At 72.1% G+C, this 21,227-nt stretch carries 18 protein-coding genes; 9 read left to right on the forward strand and 9 right to left on the reverse strand.

Translation table 11 applies throughout. The features are described 5' to 3' along the window. Positions 1–33: 33 nt before the first annotated feature. Genes pheT through LV457_RS14265 form a run of 3 tightly spaced genes read right to left on the reverse strand, consistent with a single transcriptional unit; the run spans position 34 to position 4,483 of the window. Entirely contained in the window at positions 34–2,526 is a 2,493-nt protein-coding gene (pheT, locus tag LV457_RS14255) for a phenylalanine--tRNA ligase subunit beta (protein ID WP_232171867.1), read from the reverse strand. Continuing rightward, the gene (gene pheS / locus LV457_RS14260) at positions 2,526–3,569 is read right to left on the reverse strand and encodes a phenylalanine--tRNA ligase subunit alpha (RefSeq protein WP_232171868.1); all 1,044 of its coding nucleotides are present in this window, start codon (positions 3,567–3,569) and stop codon (positions 2,526–2,528) included. The genes pheT and pheS overlap by 1 nt, the downstream gene beginning before the upstream one ends. Positions 3,570–3,628: 59 nt before the next feature. After that, positions 3,629–4,483 (reverse strand): adenylate/guanylate cyclase domain-containing protein, encoded by an 855-nt coding sequence (locus LV457_RS14265; protein WP_374198854.1) that lies wholly within the window; start codon positions 4,481–4,483, stop codon positions 3,629–3,631. A gap of 185 nt (positions 4,484–4,668) precedes the next feature. On the opposite strand from LV457_RS14265, the gene LV457_RS14270 reads away from it, so the two are divergent. Beyond that, complete coding sequence (locus tag LV457_RS14270; RefSeq protein ID WP_232171869.1) at positions 4,669–5,670, forward strand: oxygenase MpaB family protein; 1,002 nt, start codon at positions 4,669–4,671, stop codon at positions 5,668–5,670. On the opposite strand, the gene LV457_RS14275 is transcribed toward LV457_RS14270, so the two are convergent. From LV457_RS14275 to infC, 4 genes are read right to left on the reverse strand one after another with little or no spacing between them, the layout of a single operon-like run. After that, positions 5,671–6,447: an RNA methyltransferase gene (locus LV457_RS14275; RefSeq protein WP_232171870.1), complete on the reverse strand. Its 777-nt coding sequence runs from the start codon at positions 6,445–6,447 to the stop codon at positions 5,671–5,673. A 26-nt stretch (positions 6,448–6,473) separates the two neighbouring features. Further along, entirely contained in the window at positions 6,474–6,863 is a 390-nt protein-coding gene (gene rplT / locus LV457_RS14280) for a 50S ribosomal protein L20 (RefSeq protein ID WP_232171871.1), read from the reverse strand. A 55-nt stretch (positions 6,864–6,918) separates the two neighbouring features. Further along, positions 6,919–7,113, reverse strand: coding sequence for a 50S ribosomal protein L35 (gene rpmI, locus LV457_RS14285; RefSeq protein WP_232171872.1), 195 nt, complete (start codon positions 7,111–7,113; stop codon positions 6,919–6,921). Positions 7,114–7,139: 26 nt separating this feature from the next. Further along, positions 7,140–7,718: a translation initiation factor IF-3 gene (infC, locus tag LV457_RS14290; RefSeq protein ID WP_232172114.1), complete on the reverse strand. Its 579-nt coding sequence runs from the start codon at positions 7,716–7,718 to the stop codon at positions 7,140–7,142. 276 nt (positions 7,719–7,994) lie between these two features. Here infC and LV457_RS14295 point away from each other — a divergent pair, with 276 nt between their 5' ends. The 5 genes from LV457_RS14295 (at position 7,995) to LV457_RS14315 (ending at position 14,620) form a co-directional block, all read left to right on the forward strand. Continuing rightward, positions 7,995–8,351: a DUF1844 domain-containing protein gene (locus tag LV457_RS14295; protein WP_232171873.1), complete on the forward strand. Its 357-nt coding sequence runs from the start codon at positions 7,995–7,997 to the stop codon at positions 8,349–8,351. Between the two features lie 67 nt (positions 8,352–8,418). After that, positions 8,419–11,754 carry a bifunctional lysylphosphatidylglycerol synthetase/lysine--tRNA ligase LysX gene (lysX, locus tag LV457_RS14300; RefSeq protein ID WP_232171874.1) on the forward strand — a complete coding sequence of 1,112 codons (3,336 nt, stop codon included), beginning with the start codon at positions 8,419–8,421 and terminating at the stop codon, positions 11,752–11,754. Positions 11,755–11,796: 42 nt separating this feature from the next. Beyond that, positions 11,797–13,140 carry an alpha/beta hydrolase family protein gene (locus LV457_RS14305; RefSeq protein ID WP_232171875.1) on the forward strand — a complete coding sequence of 448 codons (1,344 nt, stop codon included), beginning with the start codon at positions 11,797–11,799 and terminating at the stop codon, positions 13,138–13,140. 36 nt (positions 13,141–13,176) lie between these two features. Continuing rightward, positions 13,177–13,440, forward strand: a complete 264-nt coding sequence (locus LV457_RS14310) for a hypothetical protein (RefSeq protein ID WP_232171876.1) — start codon at positions 13,177–13,179, stop codon at positions 13,438–13,440. 4 nt (positions 13,441–13,444) lie between these two features. Then, positions 13,445–14,620 (forward strand): winged helix DNA-binding domain-containing protein, encoded by a 1,176-nt coding sequence (locus tag LV457_RS14315; RefSeq protein ID WP_232171877.1) that lies wholly within the window; start codon positions 13,445–13,447, stop codon positions 14,618–14,620. Here LV457_RS14315 and uvrA read toward each other — a convergent pair. Beyond that, entirely contained in the window at positions 14,610–17,516 is a 2,907-nt protein-coding gene (gene uvrA, locus LV457_RS14320) for an excinuclease ABC subunit UvrA (RefSeq protein ID WP_232171878.1), read from the reverse strand. The genes LV457_RS14315 and uvrA overlap by 11 nt on opposite strands. A gap of 105 nt (positions 17,517–17,621) precedes the next feature. On the opposite strand from uvrA, the gene LV457_RS14325 reads away from it, so the two are divergent. After that, positions 17,622–18,311 (forward strand): MBL fold metallo-hydrolase, encoded by a 690-nt coding sequence (locus LV457_RS14325; protein ID WP_232171879.1) that lies wholly within the window; start codon positions 17,622–17,624, stop codon positions 18,309–18,311. Between the two features lie 15 nt (positions 18,312–18,326). Here LV457_RS14325 and LV457_RS14330 read toward each other — a convergent pair whose 3' ends face one another. Beyond that, positions 18,327–18,767 carry a universal stress protein gene (locus tag LV457_RS14330; protein WP_232171880.1) on the reverse strand — a complete coding sequence of 147 codons (441 nt, stop codon included), beginning with the start codon at positions 18,765–18,767 and terminating at the stop codon, positions 18,327–18,329. 238 nt (positions 18,768–19,005) lie between these two features. Here LV457_RS14330 and LV457_RS14335 point away from each other — a divergent pair, with 238 nt between their 5' ends. Both LV457_RS14335 and LV457_RS14340 read left to right on the forward strand, forming a co-directional pair. After that, positions 19,006–20,577 carry a glycosyltransferase family 39 protein gene (locus tag LV457_RS14335; protein WP_232171881.1) on the forward strand — a complete coding sequence of 524 codons (1,572 nt, stop codon included), beginning with the start codon at positions 19,006–19,008 and terminating at the stop codon, positions 20,575–20,577. 1 nt (position 20,578) lies between these two features. Further along, a complete protein-coding gene (locus LV457_RS14340) occupies positions 20,579–21,223 on the forward strand; it encodes a UdgX family uracil-DNA binding protein (protein WP_232171882.1) in 645 nt (214 codons plus the stop codon). Positions 21,224–21,227 lie beyond the last annotated feature (4 nt).

Genomic DNA, 21,227 nt, shown 5'->3' on the forward strand with positions numbered 1-21,227 from the left:
GCATGGTTATGCACAGGCATGCAAATTCATTACTCAGGTGCGCAGGCTGGCGCCGACGCGCCCGGCAGCCGCCACCGCGGCCGTGCGGGCCTCGCTGGCCTCGTCCTCGGTGAGCGTGCGGTCCGGCGCCCGGAAGCGCAACGCCAGCGCGAGCGACTTGCGGCCCTCGCCGACCTGCGGGCCGGTGTAGACGTCGAACAGCGACACGTCCTCGAGCAGCTCCCCCGCGCCCTCGCGGACGGCGTCGATGACGGTCTGGGCGGGAACGTCGGCGTCGACCACCAGCGCCACGTCCTGGAAGACGGCCGGGAACGGCGACACCCGCGGCGCCGGCAGCACCTCGAGGACCGGGATGGCGTCGAGGTCGAGCTCCACCGCGCAAGTGCCCTTCGGCAGCCCGGTCCGCTCGATCACCGCCGGGTGCAGCTGGCCGGCATACCCGACGACGGTGTCTTCGGCGGACCCGACGACGACAACCTCGGCGCAGCGGCCGGGATGCCACGGCAACCGCTGCGCGGACCGCAGCGTCACCTCGACACGGCAGGCGCGGGCGACGATGCGCACCGCTTCGAAGGCGTCGGCGGCCTCGACGGGTCGGCCGGGACCCCACGGGCCGCGTCGCTCCCGCAGGCCCGTCAGCACGGCCGCCACGTACTGCGGCTGCGCGGGCAGCGACGCGTCGAGCAACGCCAGCTCCGCGGCCGTCGGCCGGCGGTCGATCGGCAGTGGGTCGATGCCCCGCGTCTGTGGGGTCGGGATGACCACGCTCTCGATCGCGAACAGCGCGACGTCGACCGCGCCGCGGGACACGTTGCGCGCCAACGCTTCCAACAGACCGGGCAGCAGCGTGGTGGCCAGCTGCGGCCGGTGGGCCTCCAGCGGGTTCAGCACGCTGGCGGTGACGCGCCGGGGATCGTCGGCGGGCAATCCCCACTGGTCGAAGACGCCGGCGGGCAGGAACGGCGTCGGCAGCACCTCGACGAACCCGCTCAGCGCGAGCGACGTGCCGACGGCACGGCGCCGCTTCTGCAGCGGGCTGAGCCCGCGGCCGGGGGGCGCGGCCGGCAGCACCGAGGGGATGACGTCCAGCCCCTCCAGGCGCAGCACCTCCTCGACCAGGTCGGCACGCTGCCGCAGATCCGGGCGCCAGGTCGGCGGGATCACCGTCAACGTGCCGTCGCCGGTCACGCCGGCGCCGATCTGCTCGAGCCGGCGCCGGGTGGTGCCCGGGGCGTACCGCACACCGGCCGTGCGGTCGGGGGCGTCGGCGTCGATGGTCAGCGGCGGCGGCGAGAAGTCGTCGCGCGGCGGCTCGCCCCGCCAATCGGTGAGCGTCGGCTCGGCGGTGCCGCCGGCGATCTCGACGAGGAGCGCCGCGCAGCGGTCGAGCGCCGCGACCGAGATCGCCGGGTCCACCGAGCGCTCGTAGCGTCGGCCCGCCTCGCTGGCCAGGCGCAGCCGGCGCTGGGTGCGTGACACCGCGGCCGGATCCCACACCGCGGCCTCCAGCAGCACGTCGGTGGAGTCGTCGCGGACCTCGGTCGAGCCGGCGCCCATCACGCCGCCGATGGCGGCGGTGGTGACGTCGTCGACGATGAGCACGTCACCGGAGTTGAGCGTGCGCTCCACGTCGTCGAGGGTGACCACCTTCTCGCCGTCGGCGGCGAAGCGCACGGTCAGGCCGCCGGTGATGCGGTTGCGGTCGTGGGCGTGCATGGGGTGGCCGAGCTCGAGCATGACGTAGTTGGTGACGTCGACGGCCGGCGAGATCGCGCGGATGCCCGAGAGCAGCAGCCGCCGCTGCAACCACCACGGGGACACCGCGGCGGGGTCGATGCCCGTCACCGGCCGCAGCCCGAACCGCAGAACCCCGGTCGCCGGGTCGATGCGCAGCGGCCACGCCTCACCCTGGGCGGGTAGCGGCGGGACGCGTGCCGGATCGACGTAGTCGAGGTCGAAGGCGCAGGCGATCTCACGGGCCAGGCCGCGCACCGACAGGCAGTAGCCGCGGTCGGGGGTGACGGCGAGGTCGAACACCACGTCGTCGAGCCCGAGCACCGCCGCCGCGTCGTCGCCCGGTGCGGCGGTGCCGGGCGGCAGCACCAGGATGCCGGAATGGTCGGCGCCGAGGCCGAGTTCGGCGGCCGAGCAGATCATGCCGTCGGAGGTGCGGCCGTAGGTCTTGCGGGTCGCGATCGCGAAGTCACCGGGCAGGACGGTGCCCGGCAGCGCGACGACCACCAGGTCGCCGACCGCGAAATTGCGGGCCCCGCACACGATGTCGCGCGGCTGCGGTTCGCCGACGTCGACCCGGCAGGCGCGGATCGGTTTCTTGAACTCGGTGAGCTCCTCGATCTCGGCGACCCGTCCGATGGTGAGCGGTCCGGTCACCGGCCCGAGGGCGATGACGTCCTCCACCTCGTGCCCGATGCGGATGAACGCCGCTTCGACGTCGGCCGGTGACGCGTCCCAGCCCGGTGCGCCGGCCGACACCACGTCGCGCAGCCAGCTGTAGGCGATCCGCATCAGGCGCCGACCCCGAACGGCAGGGAGAAGCGGACGTCGCCCTCGACCATGTCACGCATGTCGGGGATCCCGTTGCGGAACTGCAGGGTGCGCTCCAGTCCCATGCCGAACGCGAACCCGGAGTACTCCTCGGGGTCGATCCCGCACGCGCGCAACACGTTCGGGTTCACCATGCCGCAGCCGCCCCACTCGACCCAGCCGGGACCGCCCTTCTTGTTCGCGAACCAGACGTCGACCTCGGCCGACGGTTCGGTGAACGGGAAGAAGTGCGGCCGCATGCGGGTGCGGCCCTCGGGACCGAACTCGGCGCGGGCGAAGGCGTCGAGCGTGCCGCGCAGGTTCGCCATCGTCAGGCCGCGGTCGACCGCCAGCCCCTCGACCTGGTGGAACACCGGCGTGTGGGTGGCGTCCAGTTCGTCGGTGCGGAACGTGCGACCGATCGAGACGATGTAGACCGGCAGCTCGCGGTTCAGCAGCGCCCGGATCTGCACGGGCGAGGTGTGGGTGCGCAGCACTTGCCGCGAGCCCTCCGGCGCGATGTGGAAGGTGTCCTGTTCACTGCGGGCCGGATGGTCCGGGGGAAAGTTCAGCGCGTCGAAGTTGAAGTGCTCGTTCTCGACCTCGGGCCCTTCGGCCAGCTCCCAGCCCATCGCGACGAAGGTGTCCGCGACGTGCTCGGCGAGGATGGTGATCGGGTGGCGGGCGCCGACGGGCTGCCGCGTGGAGGGCAGCGTGACGTCGATCCGCTCGGCCACCAGCACCGCGGCGTCGCGCTCCGCGCGCAGGACGGCCAGGCGTTCGTCGTAGCTGCGCTGCACCTCGCCGCGGGCGGCGTTCACCCGTCGGCCGGCGTCGGCGCGCATGCTCTTGTCGAGCGCGCCCAGCGACTGCCGCGCCAGCGCCAGCGGCGCACGGTCGCCGAGGTGCTCGGACTTCGCGCGGGCCAGCGCGTCGAGATCGGCGGCCTGGGCGAACGCGCGGCGGGCGGCGCTGACCGCCTCGGTCAGCGCTGCTTCGGAGACGTCGATGGGCGGCTCAGCCACCCGGCGATCATAGGAGATCGGCCGATGAGACCTGCGCCACGTGCGCGGCGCCGTGCGGGTCAGGACGACGACGCGCGGCCGTCGCGGCGGCTCTCGAGTCGGTACAGCTCGATGTCGGCGGGGACACCGGGCAGCCGCGGCGCGAAGAGCGGGCGGCGGAGCCGGCGCGCGGTGACGCCGAGCTCGTCGAGGTCGTCGGCGATCCGCTCGAGCGTGGCGCCCGACACCACCATGTGTCCCTTGCCGGCGGACTGCATCAGCCGCGCCGCGATGTTGACGTCGACGCCCAGCCAGTCGGAGCCGATCTTCTGCGGACGGCCGGTGTGGATGCCGACCCGCATGCGCGGGGTGTAGCCGTCGACCTCGATCTCCCGCAGGGCCGCACGACCGGTGCGCACCGCCCGTACGGCGGTCACGGGGTCGTCGAAGACCGCCATGATGCCGTCGCCCAGCCGCTTGACGACCCGGCCGCCGGCGTCGAGCATCGGCGGCTCCACCACCTGCGCGACCTGGCGCAACAGCCGCAGCGTGGCGTCGTCGCCGGCTTGCAGCGCCCAGGTGGAGAAGCCGACCAGATCAGTGAACACCAGTGTCACCTCGTCGTTGACCGGCTTGCGGGTGACCTTCTCGGCGAGCGCCTGCCACACCTGCAGGCCGGCCAGGCTGAGCTCGCGCGACGCGGCCCGCCGCTCGCCCAACAGCCGGCCGGCGGCGCGTGCCGCGGCTTCCGGGCCGCCGAACCCGGCGACGGACAGCGGGTCACCGAAGTTGGGGTCGCCGGGCAGCGCCTGGCGCGCCCGGCGGATCGCGTTGATCACCCCGGGGTGGTGGTTGGGGTCGCGGAACCAGGCGCGGTCGCCGTCCGGCGGCGGTGCGGCCTCGGCAGGATCATCGGTTATCCGCTCGGCCGCCACGGCGCCAGCCTACGGGCACGGCGGAGCGCCCGGCAACGCCGACGTCGCTGGGGTGCGGTATATGCGCAGGTAGAGCGGCCGCGCACCGGCTGGCGACGGTTGCCCACGCCATCGTGGCCAGGTGATGGACAACAGCTGTTGTCACACTTATCGTGGTGGTGTCCGGTCGTCCTAGGAGGTTCGCGATGACCACGGATTCCCCCACCCCACTGGGTCCTGACTCGTTGACCTGGAAGTACTTCGGCGACCTGCGCACCGGCATGATGGGCATCTGGATCGGCACGCTGCAGAACATGTACCCGGAGCTGGGCGCCGCGGTCGAGCAGCACTCCATCGTCATGCGGGAGCCGCTGCAGCGGGTGGCGCGATCGGTGTACCCGATCATGGGCGTGGTCTACGACGGCGTCCGGGCCGGCGCGACCGGCGAGCAGGTCCGCGGCTACCACGCGTCGATCAAGGGCGTCGACGCATCGGGCCGTCGCTACCACGCCCTGAACCCCGAGACGTTCTACTGGGCGCACGCGACGTTCTTCATGCTGGTGGTCAAGACGGCCGAATACTTCTGCGGCGGGCTCACCGAAGCCGAGAAGCGGCAGCTCTTCGACGAGCACGTGCAGTGGTACCGCATGTACGGCATGAGCATGCGCCCGGTCCCGCGGAGCTGGGAGGAGTTCTGCGAGTACTGGGACCGGGTCTGTCGCGACGAGCTGGAGCTGAACCCCGCCGCCCGTGACATCCTCACGATGCGCATCCCGAAGCCGTGGTTCGTCGCTGTGCCGACCCCGGTGTGGGACCAGCTGTTCAAACCGATGCTGGCCGGTCAGCGCTGGATCGCGGCCGGACTGTTCGACCCCGCGGTCCGCGAGAAGGCGGGACTGCGCTGGACGCCCGGCGACGAGGTGCTGCTGCGCCTGTTCGGCAAGGCGGTCGAGCTGGCGTTCCTGGCCGTACCCGACGAGATCCGGCTGCATCCGCGGGCGCTGTCGGCGTACCGGCGCGCGGCGGGCCGGCAACGCGGCGACGCCCCGCTGGTCGAGGCGCCGGCGTTCTTCGGGCCGCCGCGGGACCGCCGCACGCTACCGGTGCACTACGTGCCGCGGCGCCGCTCGCTGGCGGCGCGGGCGGGCTCACTGATGCACGGCACGCTGTCGCTGGCCGGTGTGCGCCGGGGATCGCCGGCCGCCTGACTACCGGCGGCGGTGCGCACGAGCCGACTGGTAGAGGCAGATCGCCGCGGCCGCGGCCACGTTGAGGCTCTCGGCGGCCCCGGCCATCGGGATCCGGATGCGATGGGTGGCCGCCGCCGCGATCGCGGGCGGCAGGCCGTGCGCCTCCGGGCCGAACACCCATGCGGTCGGGGCACGCAGCAGGTCGTCCGCGTCGTCGAGCGCGGTGTCGCCGTCGACGGTCGTCGCGCAGGTCTGCAGGCCCGCCGCCACCAGCGCGGCGAGCGCGGCGTCGGCGTCGGGCACCTCGACCACGGGAACGCCGAAGATGCTGCCGGCCGACGCGCGCAGGCACTTGCCGTTGTACGGGTCGACCGAGTCGCCGGCGAACACGACGCCGTCGGCCCCCATCGCATCGGCGATGCGGATGAGCGTTCCGGCGTTCCCGGGTTCGGCGATGCCGACGGCCACCGCGAACAGCCGGGGCGAGCCCGCCAGCACGTCCGGCAGGGTGACGGCCGGGGCGCGGCACACCGCCACCAGCCCCACCGGGGTGACGGTGTCCGACAGCGCCGTTGCGGCCTTGGCGGTCACCGGTGTCACCGGGACGTCAGCGAGCAGCGGTGCGAAGCGCGCCGCCGCCTCCTCGGTGACGAACACCTCGTCGGCCACACCGCGCCGCAGCGCCGCGGCCACCAGGTTGGGACCTTCGGCCAGGAACCGGCCGGCCTTGCGCCGGGCGGAGTGGCGGTGCAGCTTCGCCGCGGCCACCACCCGCCCGGACCGCTCGGTCAGCACTGCTCAGCGGGTATGCGCCGGGAGGCTCAGGCTGCCTCGTCGGAGGGGGCGTTCACATCGGCGGGCAGGGCGGCGCGGGCCACCTCGACCAGCGCGGCGAAGGCGTCGGGATCGCTGACGGCGATCTCCGCGAGGTTCTTGCGGTCGACGTCCACCTCGGCGGCCTTGAGGCCCTGGATCAGCCGGTTGTAGGTGATGCCGTTCGCGCGGGCCGCGGCGTTGATCCGCGCGATCCACAGCTTGCGGAAGTCACCCTTGCGGGCGCGCCGGTCGCGGTAGGCGTAATTCAGCGAATGCAGCTGCTGCTCTTTGGCCTTGCGATACAGCCGCGACCGCTGGCCGCGATAGCCCTTCGAGGCCTTCAGGACGGTGCGCCGCTTCTTCTGGGCGTTGACCGCCCGTTTCACCCGTGCCATGGGTTGTTCCTACTCTCGTTCGGTAAGCGTGGTCGTAGCGGAAAACGGCGGCGTGTCAGCCGTTGAGCATCGCGTTGATGCGCTTGGTGTCGTTGGCCGACACCGTCGTGCGGCCGTCGAGCCGACGGGTGCGCTTGGTGGGCTTGTGCTCCAGCAGGTGGCGGCGGTTGGCCTTCTGCCGGACGATCTTGCCGGTCCCGGTGCGCCGGAAGCGCTTCGAGGCGCCGCTGTGGGTCTTGGCCTTGGGCATCTGTCCTCAGTCCTTCGTGGTGGTGGTCAGTCGTGGTCCGGGGCGGGCCCGGAGGTGTCGCCGGCGTCCTGCGCGGCCTTGGCGCGGGTCTTCGCGCCGCGGTGCGGCGCCAGCACCATGGTCATGTTGCGGCCGTCCTGCTTGGCGGACGTCTCGATGAAGCCGTATTCGGCGACGTCGGCGCCCAGGCGCTGCAGGAGTCGGTAGCCGAGTTCCGGCCGGGACTGCTCGCGGCCGCGGAACATGATGGTGACCTTGACCTTGGACCCGGCTTCCAGGAAACGGACGACGTGACCCTTCTTGGTCTCGTAGTCGTGCGGGTCGATCTTGGGACGCAGCTTCTGTTCCTTGACCACGGTCTGCTGCTGGTTCTTGCGGGACTCGCGCGCTTTCTGCGCCGTCTCGTACTTGAACTTGCCGTAGTCCATGATCTTGCAGACCGGCGGCTTGGCGTCCGGCGCCACCTCGACGAGGTCGAGATCGGCATCGGCGGCCACGCGCAGAGCGTCCTCGATGCGCACGATCCCGACCTGCTCGCCGCCCGGTCCGATCAACCGGACTTCGGGTACTCGGATGCGCTCGTTGACACGGGTCTCAGTGCTGATGGGGCCTCCCCTGGTTGGTGTCCGTGGGTGCGGCCACCGCGGCTCTTCGCGCCGGGCGCAGCGAGGCGGAGATCCCGATGCCAGCAAAAAAGCCCTGCAGTTGCAGGGCCCGTTGCCGACCGGTCGTGGCGAAACGTCACCCGCGCGCTGGCGCGGAACGGGCACCAGGTACCCGTGACCGGAACCGCGTGACCGATGAGGTCGGCGGTGGGAGCGGGGCTCCACTTGCTGTCCCTGGCGGTAGCCGAGACGGTCGCGCATGGAAGTCTAGCAGCCATGACCGACCCCACCGAACCGACGCCGGTCGAGCCGGCGGCTCGCGAGCTCGCCGACATCCCCGCCGTGGAGGTCATCAGTCGCTCGGCCGTCATGTTGATGAGCGCGGCGGCGGAAAAGCTCGGCCTGGCGTCGGACGACCCCGCCGACAGCCCGCACCGCGACCTCGACGAGGCGCGGCGGCTCATCACGGCGCTGGCTGGGTTGGTCACGGCCTCCGTCGAGTATCTCGGACCGCACGCAGGTCCGGTGCGGGACGGGCTGAAGCAACTGCAGTTGGCGTTCCGCGAGTTGAGCGCGCTACCCGACGAGCCGGGCAAGGGTCCGGGCGAAAAGTACACCGGCCCGGTGTGGTGACGCCGGGGCCGGCCGCGCCGTCGCGTTGCCGCCCATTCGGGCCACCCGGCGAATACTGTCGCGGCCTATGACGTCTGTCACCGAACGACCGCCGCTGGCGGCGCGCAACGCGTCGCGCTACCACTGGGTGCCGGCGGCGGCGGGCTGGTTCATCGGGATCATCGCCACGCTGTCGCTGCTGGCGAGCATCTCCCCCGCGGTGCGCTGGCTCATCCGGGTGCCGCGCGAGTTCGTCGACGCCTACATCTTCAACTTCCCCGCCACCAGCTTCGCGTGGGCGTTCGTGTTGGGCCTGCTCGCCGGTGCCCTGGCCGCCCGCAAACGCATCGCGTGGTGGATCCTGCTGCTCTACTTCGTGGCGGCCGTCGGCTGGAATGTCGGCGACCTGCTCACCGGCGACGAGTCCGTCACCGCCGAGATCGGCGAGCTCATCGGGCTCGTCGTCCACGTGCTGGCGATCGCGGTGCTGCTGCTGGCGCGCCGGCAGTTCTGGGCCAGGGTGCGGCGAGGGGCGCTGTGGCGGGCGGCCGGCGTGCTGGTGATCGGCATGGCGATCGGCATCCTGCTCGCCTGGGGACTGCTGGAGCTGTTCCCCGACACGCTGGCACCCGAGTACCGGCTCGGGTGGGCCGTCAACCGGGTGAGCGGGTTCGGCGCCATCGACGCCGAGAACTTCGTGGGCCGCCCGCCGATCGTGCTCGACATGCTGTTCGGATTGTTCGGCGCCGTCGCGCTGATCGTCGCCACGATCGTGCTGTTCCTGTCCCAGCGCGCCGACAACGCCCTGACCGGCGAGGACGAGTCGGCGATCCGCGGGCTGCTGGAACTGTGGGGCAAGAACGACTCGCTGGGCTACTTCGCCACCCGCCGGGACAAGTCGGTGGTGTTCTCGCCGAACGGCCGCGCCGCCGTCACCTACCGGGTCGAGGTCGGCGTCTGCCTGGCCAGCGGTGATCCCGTCGGCGACCCCCGCGCGTGGGGTCAGGCCGTGGAGGCCTGGCTCAACCTCTGCGAGGCGTACGGCTGGGCGCCCGGGGTGATGGGCGCCAGCAAGGAAGGCGCCGAGGTCTACCGCGAGGCGGGCCTCAACGCGCTCGAGCTGGGCGACGAGGCGATCCTGCACCCGGACAGCTTCAAGCTGTCGGGCCCCGAGATGCGCGCGGTCCGGCAGGCGGTCACCCGCGCCCGCCGCGCCGGGCTGACGGTGCGGATCCGGCGTCACCGCGACATCGCCGCCGACGAGATGGCCGAGGTGATCCGGCGCGCCGACGGCTGGCGCGACACCGGGACCGAGCGCGGTTTCTCGATGGCGCTGGGCCGGCTCGGCGACCCGGCCGACGGGGACTGCCTGCTCGTCGAAGCAGTCCGTGGCGAGGCGGCCGACGGCGGCGACGTCGTCGCGATGCTGTCCTTGGTGCCGTGGGGCACGAACGGCGTCTCGCTGGACCTGATGCGGCGGTCGCCGCAGTCCCCCAACGGCACCATCGAGTTGATGGTCACCGAGCTCTGCCTGCAGGGCGAGCGGTTCGGCATCACCCGGATCTCGCTGAACTTCGCGATGTTCCGGTCCGCGTTCGAGGAGGGCGCGCGGCTGGGCGCCGGTCCGGTCGCGCGGCTGTGGCGGGGTCTGCTGGTGTTCTTCTCCCGCTGGTGGCAGCTCGAAACGCTGTACCGCTCCAACATGAAGTACCAGCCGGAGTGGGTGCCGCGGTTCGCCTGCTACGCCGACACCCGCCAGATTCCTCGCGTCGGCGTGGCCTCGGTGATCGCCGAAGGCTTCCTGGTGCTGCCCTTCAGCCGCCGCCCGGCGCCGCACACCGGTCAGCACTCGGCCGTGCCGCAGACCGTCAAGGCGACGGGCCTGCTGCACCAGGACGGCAGCGCACCCGACGTCAGCACCCTCGTCGCCGACCCCGATCCGTCGGAGCCCAGGACCCGGCTGCCCGAACAGGTCCGCGTGCGGATGGACAAGCTCAAGGCGCTGCAGGACCGCGGCGTCGACGCCTATCCGGTCGGCCGCCCGCCGAGCCATACGGTCGCCCAGGCGCTGGCCCTCACCGACGAGACGGCCACTGTCACGGTGGCCGGCCGCGTGCTCCGCGAACGCGACTACGGCGGTGTGGTGTTCGCCCAGCTGCGCGACTGGTCGGCCGACGTGCAACTGCTGCTCGACGATTCCCGGCTCGAGGGCACGGCGGCCGACTTCAACACCGCCGTTGACCTCGGCGACCTCATCGAGGCCACCGGCACCATGGGGTACAGCAAGAACGGCACCCGGTCGCTGCTGGTGACGCGGTGGCGGCTCATCGGCAAATGCCTGCGGCCGCTGCCGGACAAGTGGAAGGGGCTGACCGACCAGGAGGCCCGGGTGCGGGCGCGCTACGTCGACCTGGCGATCAACACCGAGGCCCGCGAGTTGATCCGGGCCCGCAGCGGCGTGCTGCACGCGATCCGGGAGACCCTGTTCGCCAAGGACTTCATCGAGGTCGAGACGCCGATCCTGCAGCAGATCCACGGCGGCGCGAACGCGCGGCCGTTCCTGACGCACATCAACGCCTACGACCTCGACCTGTACCTGCGGATCGCGCCGGAGCTCTACCTCAAACGGCTCTGCGTCGGCGGCGTCGAGCGGGTCTTCGAGCTGGGCCGGGCGTTCCGCAACGAGGGCGTCGACTTCAGCCACAACCCGGAGTTCACCCTGCTCGAGGCCTACCAGGCGCACGCCGACTACCGGACGTGGATCGACGGCTGCCGCGAGCTCATCCAGAACGCGGCGCAGGCCGCGAACGGCGCGCACGTGTTCCTGCGGCCCCGCTCCGACGACCCGGCCGGCGCGCTGGAGCCGGTCGACATCTCCGGCGAATGGGCCGTCAAGACCGTGCACGACGCGGTGTCCGAGGCGCTCGGCGAGCACATCGACGCCGGCACCGATCTCGCGACGCTGCGACGGCTCTGCGACGGCGCGCACATCCCCTACCAGTCGCAGTGGGACGAGGGCGCCGTCGTGCTGGAGATGTACGAGCACCTCGTCGAGGACCGCACCGAGGCCCCGACCTTCTACACCGACTTCCCGACGTCCGTCTCGCCGCTCACCCGGCCGCACCGCAGCAAGCCGGGCGTCGCCGAGCGGTGGGACCTCGTCGCCTGGGGCGTCGAATTGGGCACCGCCTACAGCGAACTCACCGATCCGGTGGAGCAGCGCCGCCGGCTGCAGGAGCAGTCCTTGCTGGCGGCCGGTGGCGACCCGGAGGCGATGGAGCTCGACGAGGACTTCCTGCAGGCCATGGAATACGCGATGCCGCCGACCGGCGGGCTGGGCATGGGCGTCGACCGCGTCGTCATGCTCATCACCGGGCGCAGCATCCGCGAGACCCTGCCCTTCCCGCTGGCGAAGCCCCGGTAGTTTCACAGGGTTTCGTCAGCTTCGGGGGTCATCATATCGGCTGTGATCGCGGGCTTTCCTGCGCAGCTGTCGCTGCTGACCGGCTGGTTGCCGATCGTCATCCAGCTGGCGGCGGCGCTGACGCTGGTGGTCGCGGTCGACCGGCGGCCGCGGCGACGCCGGCTGCTGTGCGCGGTGCTGGCCGCGGCCGTGGTCGTGGCCGGCGCGGCGATCGGTCTGCGGCTGAGCGGCTCGGCCGGTGAGCCGGCGCCGCTGCAGCTGTGGTGGTGGCTCGCGGCGACCGCCGCGGCGGCGGTGCTGGTGCTCGCGCGGTGGCGCGGGGTGCGGTGGTGGCGGCGGGTCGCCAAGCTCGCGGCGGTGCCGGCGTGTGCGCTGTGCGCGGTGCTCGCGGTCAACACCTGGACCGGGTACCTGCCGACCGTCGGCACCGCGTGGAATCAGCTGACGTCCGGGCCGCTGCCGGACGAAGCCGACGGAACGGCGGTGTCCGTGTTGGTCGCCCACCACGCGATGCCGGCGACGGGCAAGGTGGTGCCGTTGGTGACCGGCGAGGCGGTGTCCGGCTTCCACCACCGCGAGGAGTTGGTGTACCTGCCGCCGGCGTGGTTCCGCTCCAGCCCGCCGCCCGCGCTTCCGCTCGTGCTGATGATCGGCGGCGAGTTCAACACCCCCGCGGACTGGATCCGCACCGGCAACGCGGTGACCACGGCCGACGCCTACGCGGCGCGGCACCGTGGCGTCGCGCCGATCCTGGTCTTCGCCGACCCCGGTGGCGCGTTCGCCAACGACACCGAGTGCGTCAACGGCCCGCGGGGCCGGGCGGCCGACCACCTGGTCGCCGAGGTCGTGCCGACCGCCGCGGCCCGGTTCTCGCCGGCGGGCCACCCGGCGCGGTGGGGCGTCGCCGGGTGGTCGATGGGCGGCACCTGCGCGGTGGACCTCGCCGTCATGCACCCGGAGGTGTTCAGTGCCTTCGTCGACATCGCCGGTGACGTTGCGCCGAACTCCGGGACGGTCGACCAGACGGTCGCGCGGCTGTTCGGCGGCGACCGGGCCGCGTGGTCGGCGTTCGACCCGCTCACGGTGATGGCCCGCCACGGTCCCTACCACGGGTTGGCGGGGTGGTTCGACGTCAACGGCGACGTGCGCGGGCACCGCGGCGACCCGCGGGTGACCGGTGATCAGCTCGACGCCGCGACGGTGCTCTGCGGCGCCGCCCGCGCCCGCGGCGTCGACTGCGACGTGCACACCCGACCCGGGCACCACGACTGGCCGTTCGCGGCGTCCGCGTGGGCCGCGGCGTTGCCCTGGCTCACCGACCGGCTCACCGCGTCGCCCGGACCGCACATCGTGCGGATCGCGGTCACCGCGCCGCGCGGCGGTTGACCCCGCGGCCGGCCGCGACGGCGGTACGGTGACGTCATGCCGGACGACGCCGAGCCCGAACCGGTGATCGACGCCGAGGTGGTTCCGGACCCCGGCTACACCACGGGCGGCGTGCCGACCTTCGACGCGGTGCGCGAGAAGATCGAGACCCGCTACGGAACGTCGCTCGGCGCCACCGAGCTGGCCGAAGACACCCCGGAGGGCCGCGCGGTCGGCGAGCAGTACGAGGCGCGGCAGCGCGCCGCCGCCGAACGCCTGGCGCAGATCCGCGCCGCCATGCGCGACGACGACGAGTGCTGAACCGGTGCGGTCGTTCACCGTCGCGCAGCGGCGGGCGCGGCTGGGCGTCCGCCACTTCCTGACGCGTCCGCTCGGCGCGACGACCGATGCCGTGACGTCGGCACTCCTCGGCCTGCACGCGACCGATCCCGCCACGCCGTACCTCACGCTGTGGGCGCGGATCCCGGGTTTCACGTGTGCCGACCTCGACGACGCGCTCTATCACCGCAGATCCGTCGTCAAGCAGCTGGCGATGCGCCGCACGCTGTGGGTCGTCCCGACCGGCGCGCTGGCGGACGTGCTCGCCGGTCCCGGCGCACGGGTCGCCGAGCGCGAATGGCGCAAGCTGGCCGCCGACATCGAGAAGGCGGGGGTGACGGACGACGGCGACACATGGCTGCGGTCGGCGGTCGACGCCGCGGTTCGCTATGTTGCCGTGGCCGGTCCGAGCCCCGCAGCGGACATTCGCGCCGCCGTGCCCGAGCTGGCCGGCCACTACGACCCGGCGCCCGGCAAGTCCTACGGCGGCGCGACGCCGGTCGCGCCGCGGGTGCTGACGGTCGCCGCCGCGCAGGGGCGTCTGGTCAGGGGCCCGAACGACGGACGGTGGACGACGTCGCGCCCGCGGTGGGCCGAAACCGCACAGTGGCTCGGCCGGGTGCCCGCGACGGGGTCCGCCGACGACGCGCTGGCCGCACTGGTGGCCGGCTGGCTGCGGGCGTTCGGCCCGGCCACACCGGCCGACGTCACGTGGTGGTTCGGCACCACGGTCACGGCCGCGCGGCGGGCGCTTGCGACGGTCGGCGCGGTCGAAGTCGATCTGCACGGCACGCCGGGGGTCGCACTGCCCGACGACCTCGACGACGAACCCGAGCCCGAGCCGTGGGGCGCGCTGTTGCCCGCACTCGACGTGACCACCATGGGCTGGGCGAACCGCGACTGGTACCTCGGCCCGCACCGCCCGCACGTCTTCGACGGCAACGGCAACGCCGGCCCGACCGCGTGGTGGAACGGCGCCGTGGCCGGCGGGTGGTGCCAGGACGCCGACGGGCGCGTGCAGCTACAGCTGCTCGACGACATCGGCGCCGACGGACAGCAAACGCTGCACCGGCACGCCGACGAGCTGACCGCGTGGTTGGCCGGGACCCGGGTGAACCCCCGCTTCCCGTCGCCGCTGTCGAAGCGGGGCGCTACGCGCTGACGCGCCGCCGGGCGCCGCGACGTGGCACGCGCGCGGGCGTGACGTCGAGCAGCTCGGCGAGGAAACGCCCGGTGTAGCTGGCCGGTTCGGCGGCCACGTCCTCCGGCGTGCCCTGCGCCACGACGGTGCCGCCGCCGGACCCGCCCTCGGGCCCCATGTCGACGATCCAGTCCGAGGTCTTGATGACGTCGAGGTTGTGCTCGATGACGATGACGGTGTTGCCTTTGTCGACCAGCCCGTTGATGACCTTGAGCAGCTTGCGGATGTCCTCGAAGTGCAGCCCGGTGGTCGGTTCGTCGAGGATGTAGATGGTCCGGCCGGTGGACCGCTTCTGCAGCTCGGCAGCCAGCTTGACGCGCTGCGCCTCGCCGCCCGACAGCGTCGGCGCCGGCTGCCCGAGCCGTACGTAACCCAGCCCGACGTCCACCAGCGTCCTGAGGTAGCGGTGGATCGAGCTGATGGGCTCGAAGAAGTCGGCGGCCTCCTCGATGGACATGTCGAGCACCTCGGCGATGGTCTTGCCCTTGTAGTGCACCTCCAACGTCTCGCGGTTGTACCGGGCGCCCTGGCACACCTCGCACGGCACGTACACGTCGGGCAGGAAATTCATCTCGATCTTGATGGTGCCGTCGCCGGAGCAGGCCTCGCAGCGGCCGCCTTTGATGTTGAACGAGAACCGGCCCGGCTGGTAGCCGCGGACCTTCGCCTCCGTGGTGGCCGCGTAGAGCGTGCGGATCTTGTCGAAGACGCCGGTGTAGGTCGCCGGGTTCGACCGCGGGGTGCGTCCGATCGGCGATTGGTCCACCCGCACCAGCTTGTCGAGCTGGTCGAGACCGTTGACGCGGGTGTGGCGGCCCGGGACCTGCCGGGCGCCGTTGAGCTTGTTGGCGAGCACCGCCGCGAGTAGGTCGTTGACCAGCGTCGACTTGCCGGAGCCGGATACTCCGGTGACCGACGTCAGCACCCCGAGCGGGAACGCCACGTCGATGCCGCGCAGGTTGTGCTCGCGCGCGCCGACCACGGTGAGCTGCCGCTTCGGGTCGATCGGCCGCCGGATCGCCGGCACCTCGATGCGTTCGCGGCCCGACAGGTAGGCCCCGGTGATGGAGTCTGCGTTGCGCAACAGCTCCGGATAGGGCCCGCTGTGCACCACGCGGCCACCGTGCTCACCGGCCGCGGGCCCGATGTCGACGACCCAGTCGGAGTGGGCGATGGTGTCCTGGTCGTGCTCGACGACGATCAGCGTGTTCCCGAGATCCCGCAGCCGGGTGAGGGTGTCGATGAGCCTGCGGTTGTCCCGCTGATGCAGCCCGATCGACGGCTCGTCCAGCACGTAGAGCACGCCGACCAGGCCCGAGCCGATCTGGGTGGCGAGCCGGATGCGCTGCGCCTCGCCGCCGGACAGCGTGCCCGCGGCCCGGGACAGCGACAGGTACTCCAGCCCGACGTCGAGCAGGAAGCCCAGCCGCGACTGCACCTCTTTGAGCACCTGTCCGGCGATGGCCTGCTCCCGCTGCCCCAGCGTCAGCGCACCGAGGAACTCCGAGCACTCGGCGATGGACAGGTCGCAGACCTCGGCGATGGACTTCTGGCCCCGCTCGCCCGCGGCCAGGGTGACCGCCAGGATCTCGGGCTTGAGCCGGGTGCCGTCGCAGACCGGGCACGGCACGTCGCGCATGAAGCCGTCGTAGCGTTCCTTCATCTGCTCGGACTCGGTCTGCTCCAGCTTGCGGTGCAGGAACGCCATGACGCCTTCGAAGTCGGCGTAGTAGGAGCGGGTGCGGCCATACCGGTTGCGGTACCGGACGTGGACCTGCTCGTCGCACCCCTCGAGGATGGCTTTGCGGGCCTTGGCGGGCAGCTTGCGCCACGGTGTGTTCACGTCGAAGCCGAGCTGGTCGCCCAGCCCCGCCAGCATGCGGGTGAAGTATTCGGCCGTCTGCCCCATGGACCACGGCGCCACCGCGCCCTCGGCGAGCGTCAGCTCCGGGTCGGGGATGACGAGGTCGGGGTCGACCTCCTTACGAATGCCCAGGCCGCTGCACTCCGGGCAGGCGCCGTACGGCGAGTTGAACGAGAACGACCGCGGTTCCAGGTCGTCGACGGCCAGCGGGTGGCCGTTCGGGCACGCGAGTTTCTCGGAGAACCGCTGCTCGCGGTGCGGGTGGTCGTCGTCACGGTCGACGAACTCGAGTACCAGGATCCCGTCGGCGAGACCGAGCGCGGTCTCCACCGAGTCCGTGAGCCGCTGCTTGGACGAGGCCTTGACCGTGAGGCGGTCGACCACCACCTCGATGTCGTGCTTCTCCTGCTTCTTCAGCTTGGGCGGGTCGGTCAGCGGATACACGACGCCGTCGACGCGCACGCGGCTGTAGCCCTGCGTGTTCAGCCGTTCGAAGAGGTCGACGAACTCGCCTTTGCGGGTGCGGACCACCGGCGCCAGCACCTGGAACCGCAGCCCCTCGTCCATCGCGAGCACCTGGTCGACGATCTGCTGCGGCGTCTGCCGGGCGATGCGCTCCCCGCAGACCGGGCAGTGCGGCGAGCCGGCGCGCGCGTAGAGCAGGCGCAGGTAGTCGTAGACCTCGGTGATGGTGCCGACGGTCGAGCGCGGATTGCGGTTGGTGGACTTCTGGTCGATGGACACCGCGGGCGACAGGCCTTCGATGAAGTCGACGTCCGGCTTGTCCATCTGGCCGAGGAACTGGCGCGCATAGGCCGACAGTGACTCCACGTAGCGCCGCTGCCCCTCGGCGAAGATGGTGTCGAACGCCAGCGACGACTTGCCGGAACCGGACAGTCCGGTGAACACGATGAGCGCGTCCCGGGGTAGGTCGAGGTCGATGCCGCGCAGGTTGTGTTCGCGCGCACCCTTGACGATCAGCCGGTCGGCCACCCGTTTCCTCCTCGACGGACCCCGACGGGACCCGGCAGACGCAGTTGCGCACCATGCTAAGTGTCCCCACCGACAGGTCTTTCCGATGCCAGTACCGTGACTGCCATGACCGGCTCGAACGTCCCCGTCGACGACCACTACACCGGGCACGTGGACCCCGGGACCGCGGCGCGGCGGGTGCTGCCCGGCGCGTCCGTCGTGAAGGTCTCGGTGGGCCCGATGGACAACAACGCCTACCTGGTCACCTGTTCCCGCACCGGCGAGACCTTGCTGATCGACGCCGCCAACGACGCCGACGTGCTGCTGTCGCTGATCGACCGGTACGCGCCCCGGCTGTCGCTGCTCGTGACGTCCCACCAGCACTTCGACCACTGGCAGGCCCTCGAAGCGGTCGCCGGAGCGACCGGGGTGCCCACCGCGGCGCACGCCCTCGACGCCGAACCCCTGCCGGTGGCGCCGGACCGGTTGCTCGAAGGCGGCGACACCCTGCGGGTCGGCGACTTGACATTCGACGTGATCCACCTGCGCGGCCACACCCCGGGATCGGTGGCCCTGGCGCTGGGCGGCGCGGCCGCGGGCGACGCGGTGCACCTGTTCACCGGGGACTGCCTGTTTCCGGGTGGCGTCGGGAAGACCTGGCAGCCCGGCGACTTCGAGCAGCTGCTCGCAGACGTCACCGAGCGGGTGTTCGACGTCTACCCGGACACCACCGTGGTCTATCCCGGCCACGGCGACGACACCGTGCTCGGCGCCGAGCGGCCGCACCTGGCTGAGTGGCGGGAACGGGGCTGGTGACCGGCCCCGCCCCGGCTAGGTGGTGTGGACGATCAGAACGTCGATCTTCGCCTTGCGGGACACGTTCGCGGGCACCGAGCCCAGGAGCCTGCCGGCGATGGTCGACAGACCGACGTTGCCGACCACCAGCAGGTCGGCCTTGACCTCTTCGGCGAGCTCGACGAGCGCGTCGACGGGGGCGCCGACGATCGCCTTCTCCTCGATGTTGGCGGCGCCGGCGGCGTGCGCCCGTTCGCGCGCCTCACGCAGGATGGCGTAGATCGGGGCGTTGCCCGAGAGCTTGTACCCCTCGTCCTTGAGCAGGTCCTGCCCGCGCGGGTCGTCGTTCGACGGGAAGTAGGCGGTGGCGACGATCAGCCTCGCGTCGGATCCGACGATGCCTGCCGCCCGTTCGACTGCACGCAGTGACGAGTCGGAACCGTCCGTACCGACGACCACGGTCTGATAAGCGCTCATCTACCTTCCCATCCCATTAGCTGATGCATGTGCCGCATTCGCCACCGAACCCTATCCTCTCGCCAGTCGACGTCGGGAGTGTTTGAGGACACTGCGGCGCTCCGGCCACGGCTGCCCCCGGCTCTACCGGCGGAAACGGGAGCGCGACGGCTGACGTGACGTTGGTGACAGGGGCCTGGCGTCGGCGGGGCCGCCGCCCGCGAACCGCCGACCTGCGGCGCACACGCTAATTTGAACCGTGCCCGACGCCGCCGTGCTCACTCGCGACGCGGTGCCGGTCGAGGCGAAGGCGCCGCAGCGCCGGCGACCCGGCCGGTGGGACGCCGCGTGGATTGCGGTCCTCGCGGGCGTGGTGGGTGCGGCGGGAGCGTCGCGACCGTCGCTGTGGTTCGACGAGGCGGCGACGGTCTCGGCGGCGCAGCGGCCGCTCGACGAGCTCGCCAGACTGCTCGGCAACATCGACGCAGTCCACGGCCTCTACTACCTGGTCATGCACGGCTGGCTCAACGTGTTCCCGCCGACCGAGTTCTGGTTACGCCTGCCGAGCTGCCTGGCGGTGGCCGGGGCCGCGGCGGGCGTGGTGCTGCTGGCCCGGCAGCTGAGCACGCGGGCGGTCGCGGTGTGTGCCGGCGTGGTGTTCGCGCTGCTGCCCCGGGTGACCTGGGCGGCGATCGAGGCGCGGCCGTACGCGATGGCCATGCTGCTCGCCGTCTGGCTGACGGTGTTCGTCGTTGCCGCGTTACGGCGCAACCGGTGGTGGCTGTGGCTGCTCTATCCGCTGCTGCTGGCGTCGGCGGTGCTGATGAACATGTTCGTCGCGCTGACGGTGATCGCCTTTCCCGTGCTCGCCGCGGTGGTCGGCGCCCGGCGCTGGGCCCGCTGCTGGCTGGTGGTGACCACGGTCGCGGCCGCGGGCGCGCTGGTGCCGTTCGCGCTGTTCGCGCGCACCCAGATCCGCCAGGTCGGCTGGATCACGCCGCCGGGCGGAAAGACCGTCGGCGAGGTGGCCGTCGAGCAGTACTTCGACAACAGCCTGCCGTTCGCCGTGACCGCCGGTGCGCTGCTGGTCGGCGCGGCCCTGTGCTGGCGGCTCGTGCCGCGGCCACCCGGTGACCGCCCCGCGGGGCTGGCCGTGTTCGCGATCGCCTGGGCCGCGGCGCCGACCCTCGTCATGGTCGTGTACTCGGTGGTCGGCGATCCGGTGTACTACCCGCGGTACCTGACGTTCACCGCGCCGGCCATGGCCCTGCTGCTCGGTGTGTGCCTGGCGACGGTGGCCCCTGCCCGCGGACCGGTGCTGGCGTTGATCGCGGCGCTCGCGCTGGCCGCGGCACCCAACTTCGTCGTCGTGCAGCGGGGTCCCTACGCCAAGGAGGAGATGGACTTCAGCGCCGTCGCCGACGTGATCGACGCCGGCGCCGCGCCGGGTGACTGCCTGCTGCTCGACAACACCACCGACTGGTTGCCCGGGCCGATCCGGCCGCTCACCGCAGCCCGCCCCGACACCTACCGCACGCTCGTCGACCCGGCGCGGGGACGCACCGCGCGGGCGCGGAACATGCTGTGGGACAGCCATATTCCCGTCTGGAATGTCACCCGGAGGATCGCGGGGTGCCCGACGGTGTGGCTGGTGTCCGAACGCGACCTCACCCAGCCGGACCACGCGGCCGGGGCGTCGCTGCCGGCGGGGCCGCGCCTGGCGAAGGCACCGGCCTACGGCGTCGCACAGCAACTGGGGTTTCGCATCGTCGAGCGGTGGCAATTCAGTTTCGCCCAGGTAGTCAAGGCAGTCCCCTCCGGAGGCAGATGACATGGCGGCACCCGGCGCGGCGGCCTACATCCCCGTCACCGACCGCCTCGACGAGCTCGCCACCGCCGCGCAGGCCTGCCAGGGCTGCGACCTGTACCGGGACGCCGAGCAGGCCGTCTTCGGTGCCGGCTCGGCCGATGCGCGGCTGGTGATGGTCGGTGAGCAGCCCGGCGACCAGGAGGATCGGGCGGGCACCCCGTTCGTCGGGCCGGCGGGCAAGCTGCTCGACAAGGCCCTGGTGGCCGCCGGGATCGACCGCGAGCGGGTGTACGTCACCAACGCGGTCAAGCACTTCAAGTTCACCCGTTCCGAGCGCGGCGGCCGGCGGCTGCACAAGACGCCGAGCCGGACCGAGGTGGTGGCGTGCCGGCCGTGGCTCGTCACCGAGCTCGACGTCGTCAGGCCGGAGATCGTCGTCCTGCTCGGCGCCACCGCCGCGAAGTCGTTGCTCGGCAACGACTTCCGCATCACCGCTCAGCGCGGTCAGGTGCTGGCGCTCCCCGACGCCGATCCGGGGTTCGATCCCCGCGTCGTCGCCACCGTCCACCCGTCGTCCATCCTGCGCGGACCACCCGAGGAGCGGGAGAAGGCGTTCGACGGCTTCGTCGCGGACCTGCGGGTGGCGGCGACGCTGCTCGCCGGCTGAGCGC

This window comes from Mycobacterium sp. MYCO198283 (genome assembly GCF_021213805.1).
Taxonomy (GTDB): Bacteria; Actinomycetota; Actinomycetes; order Mycobacteriales; family Mycobacteriaceae; genus Mycobacterium.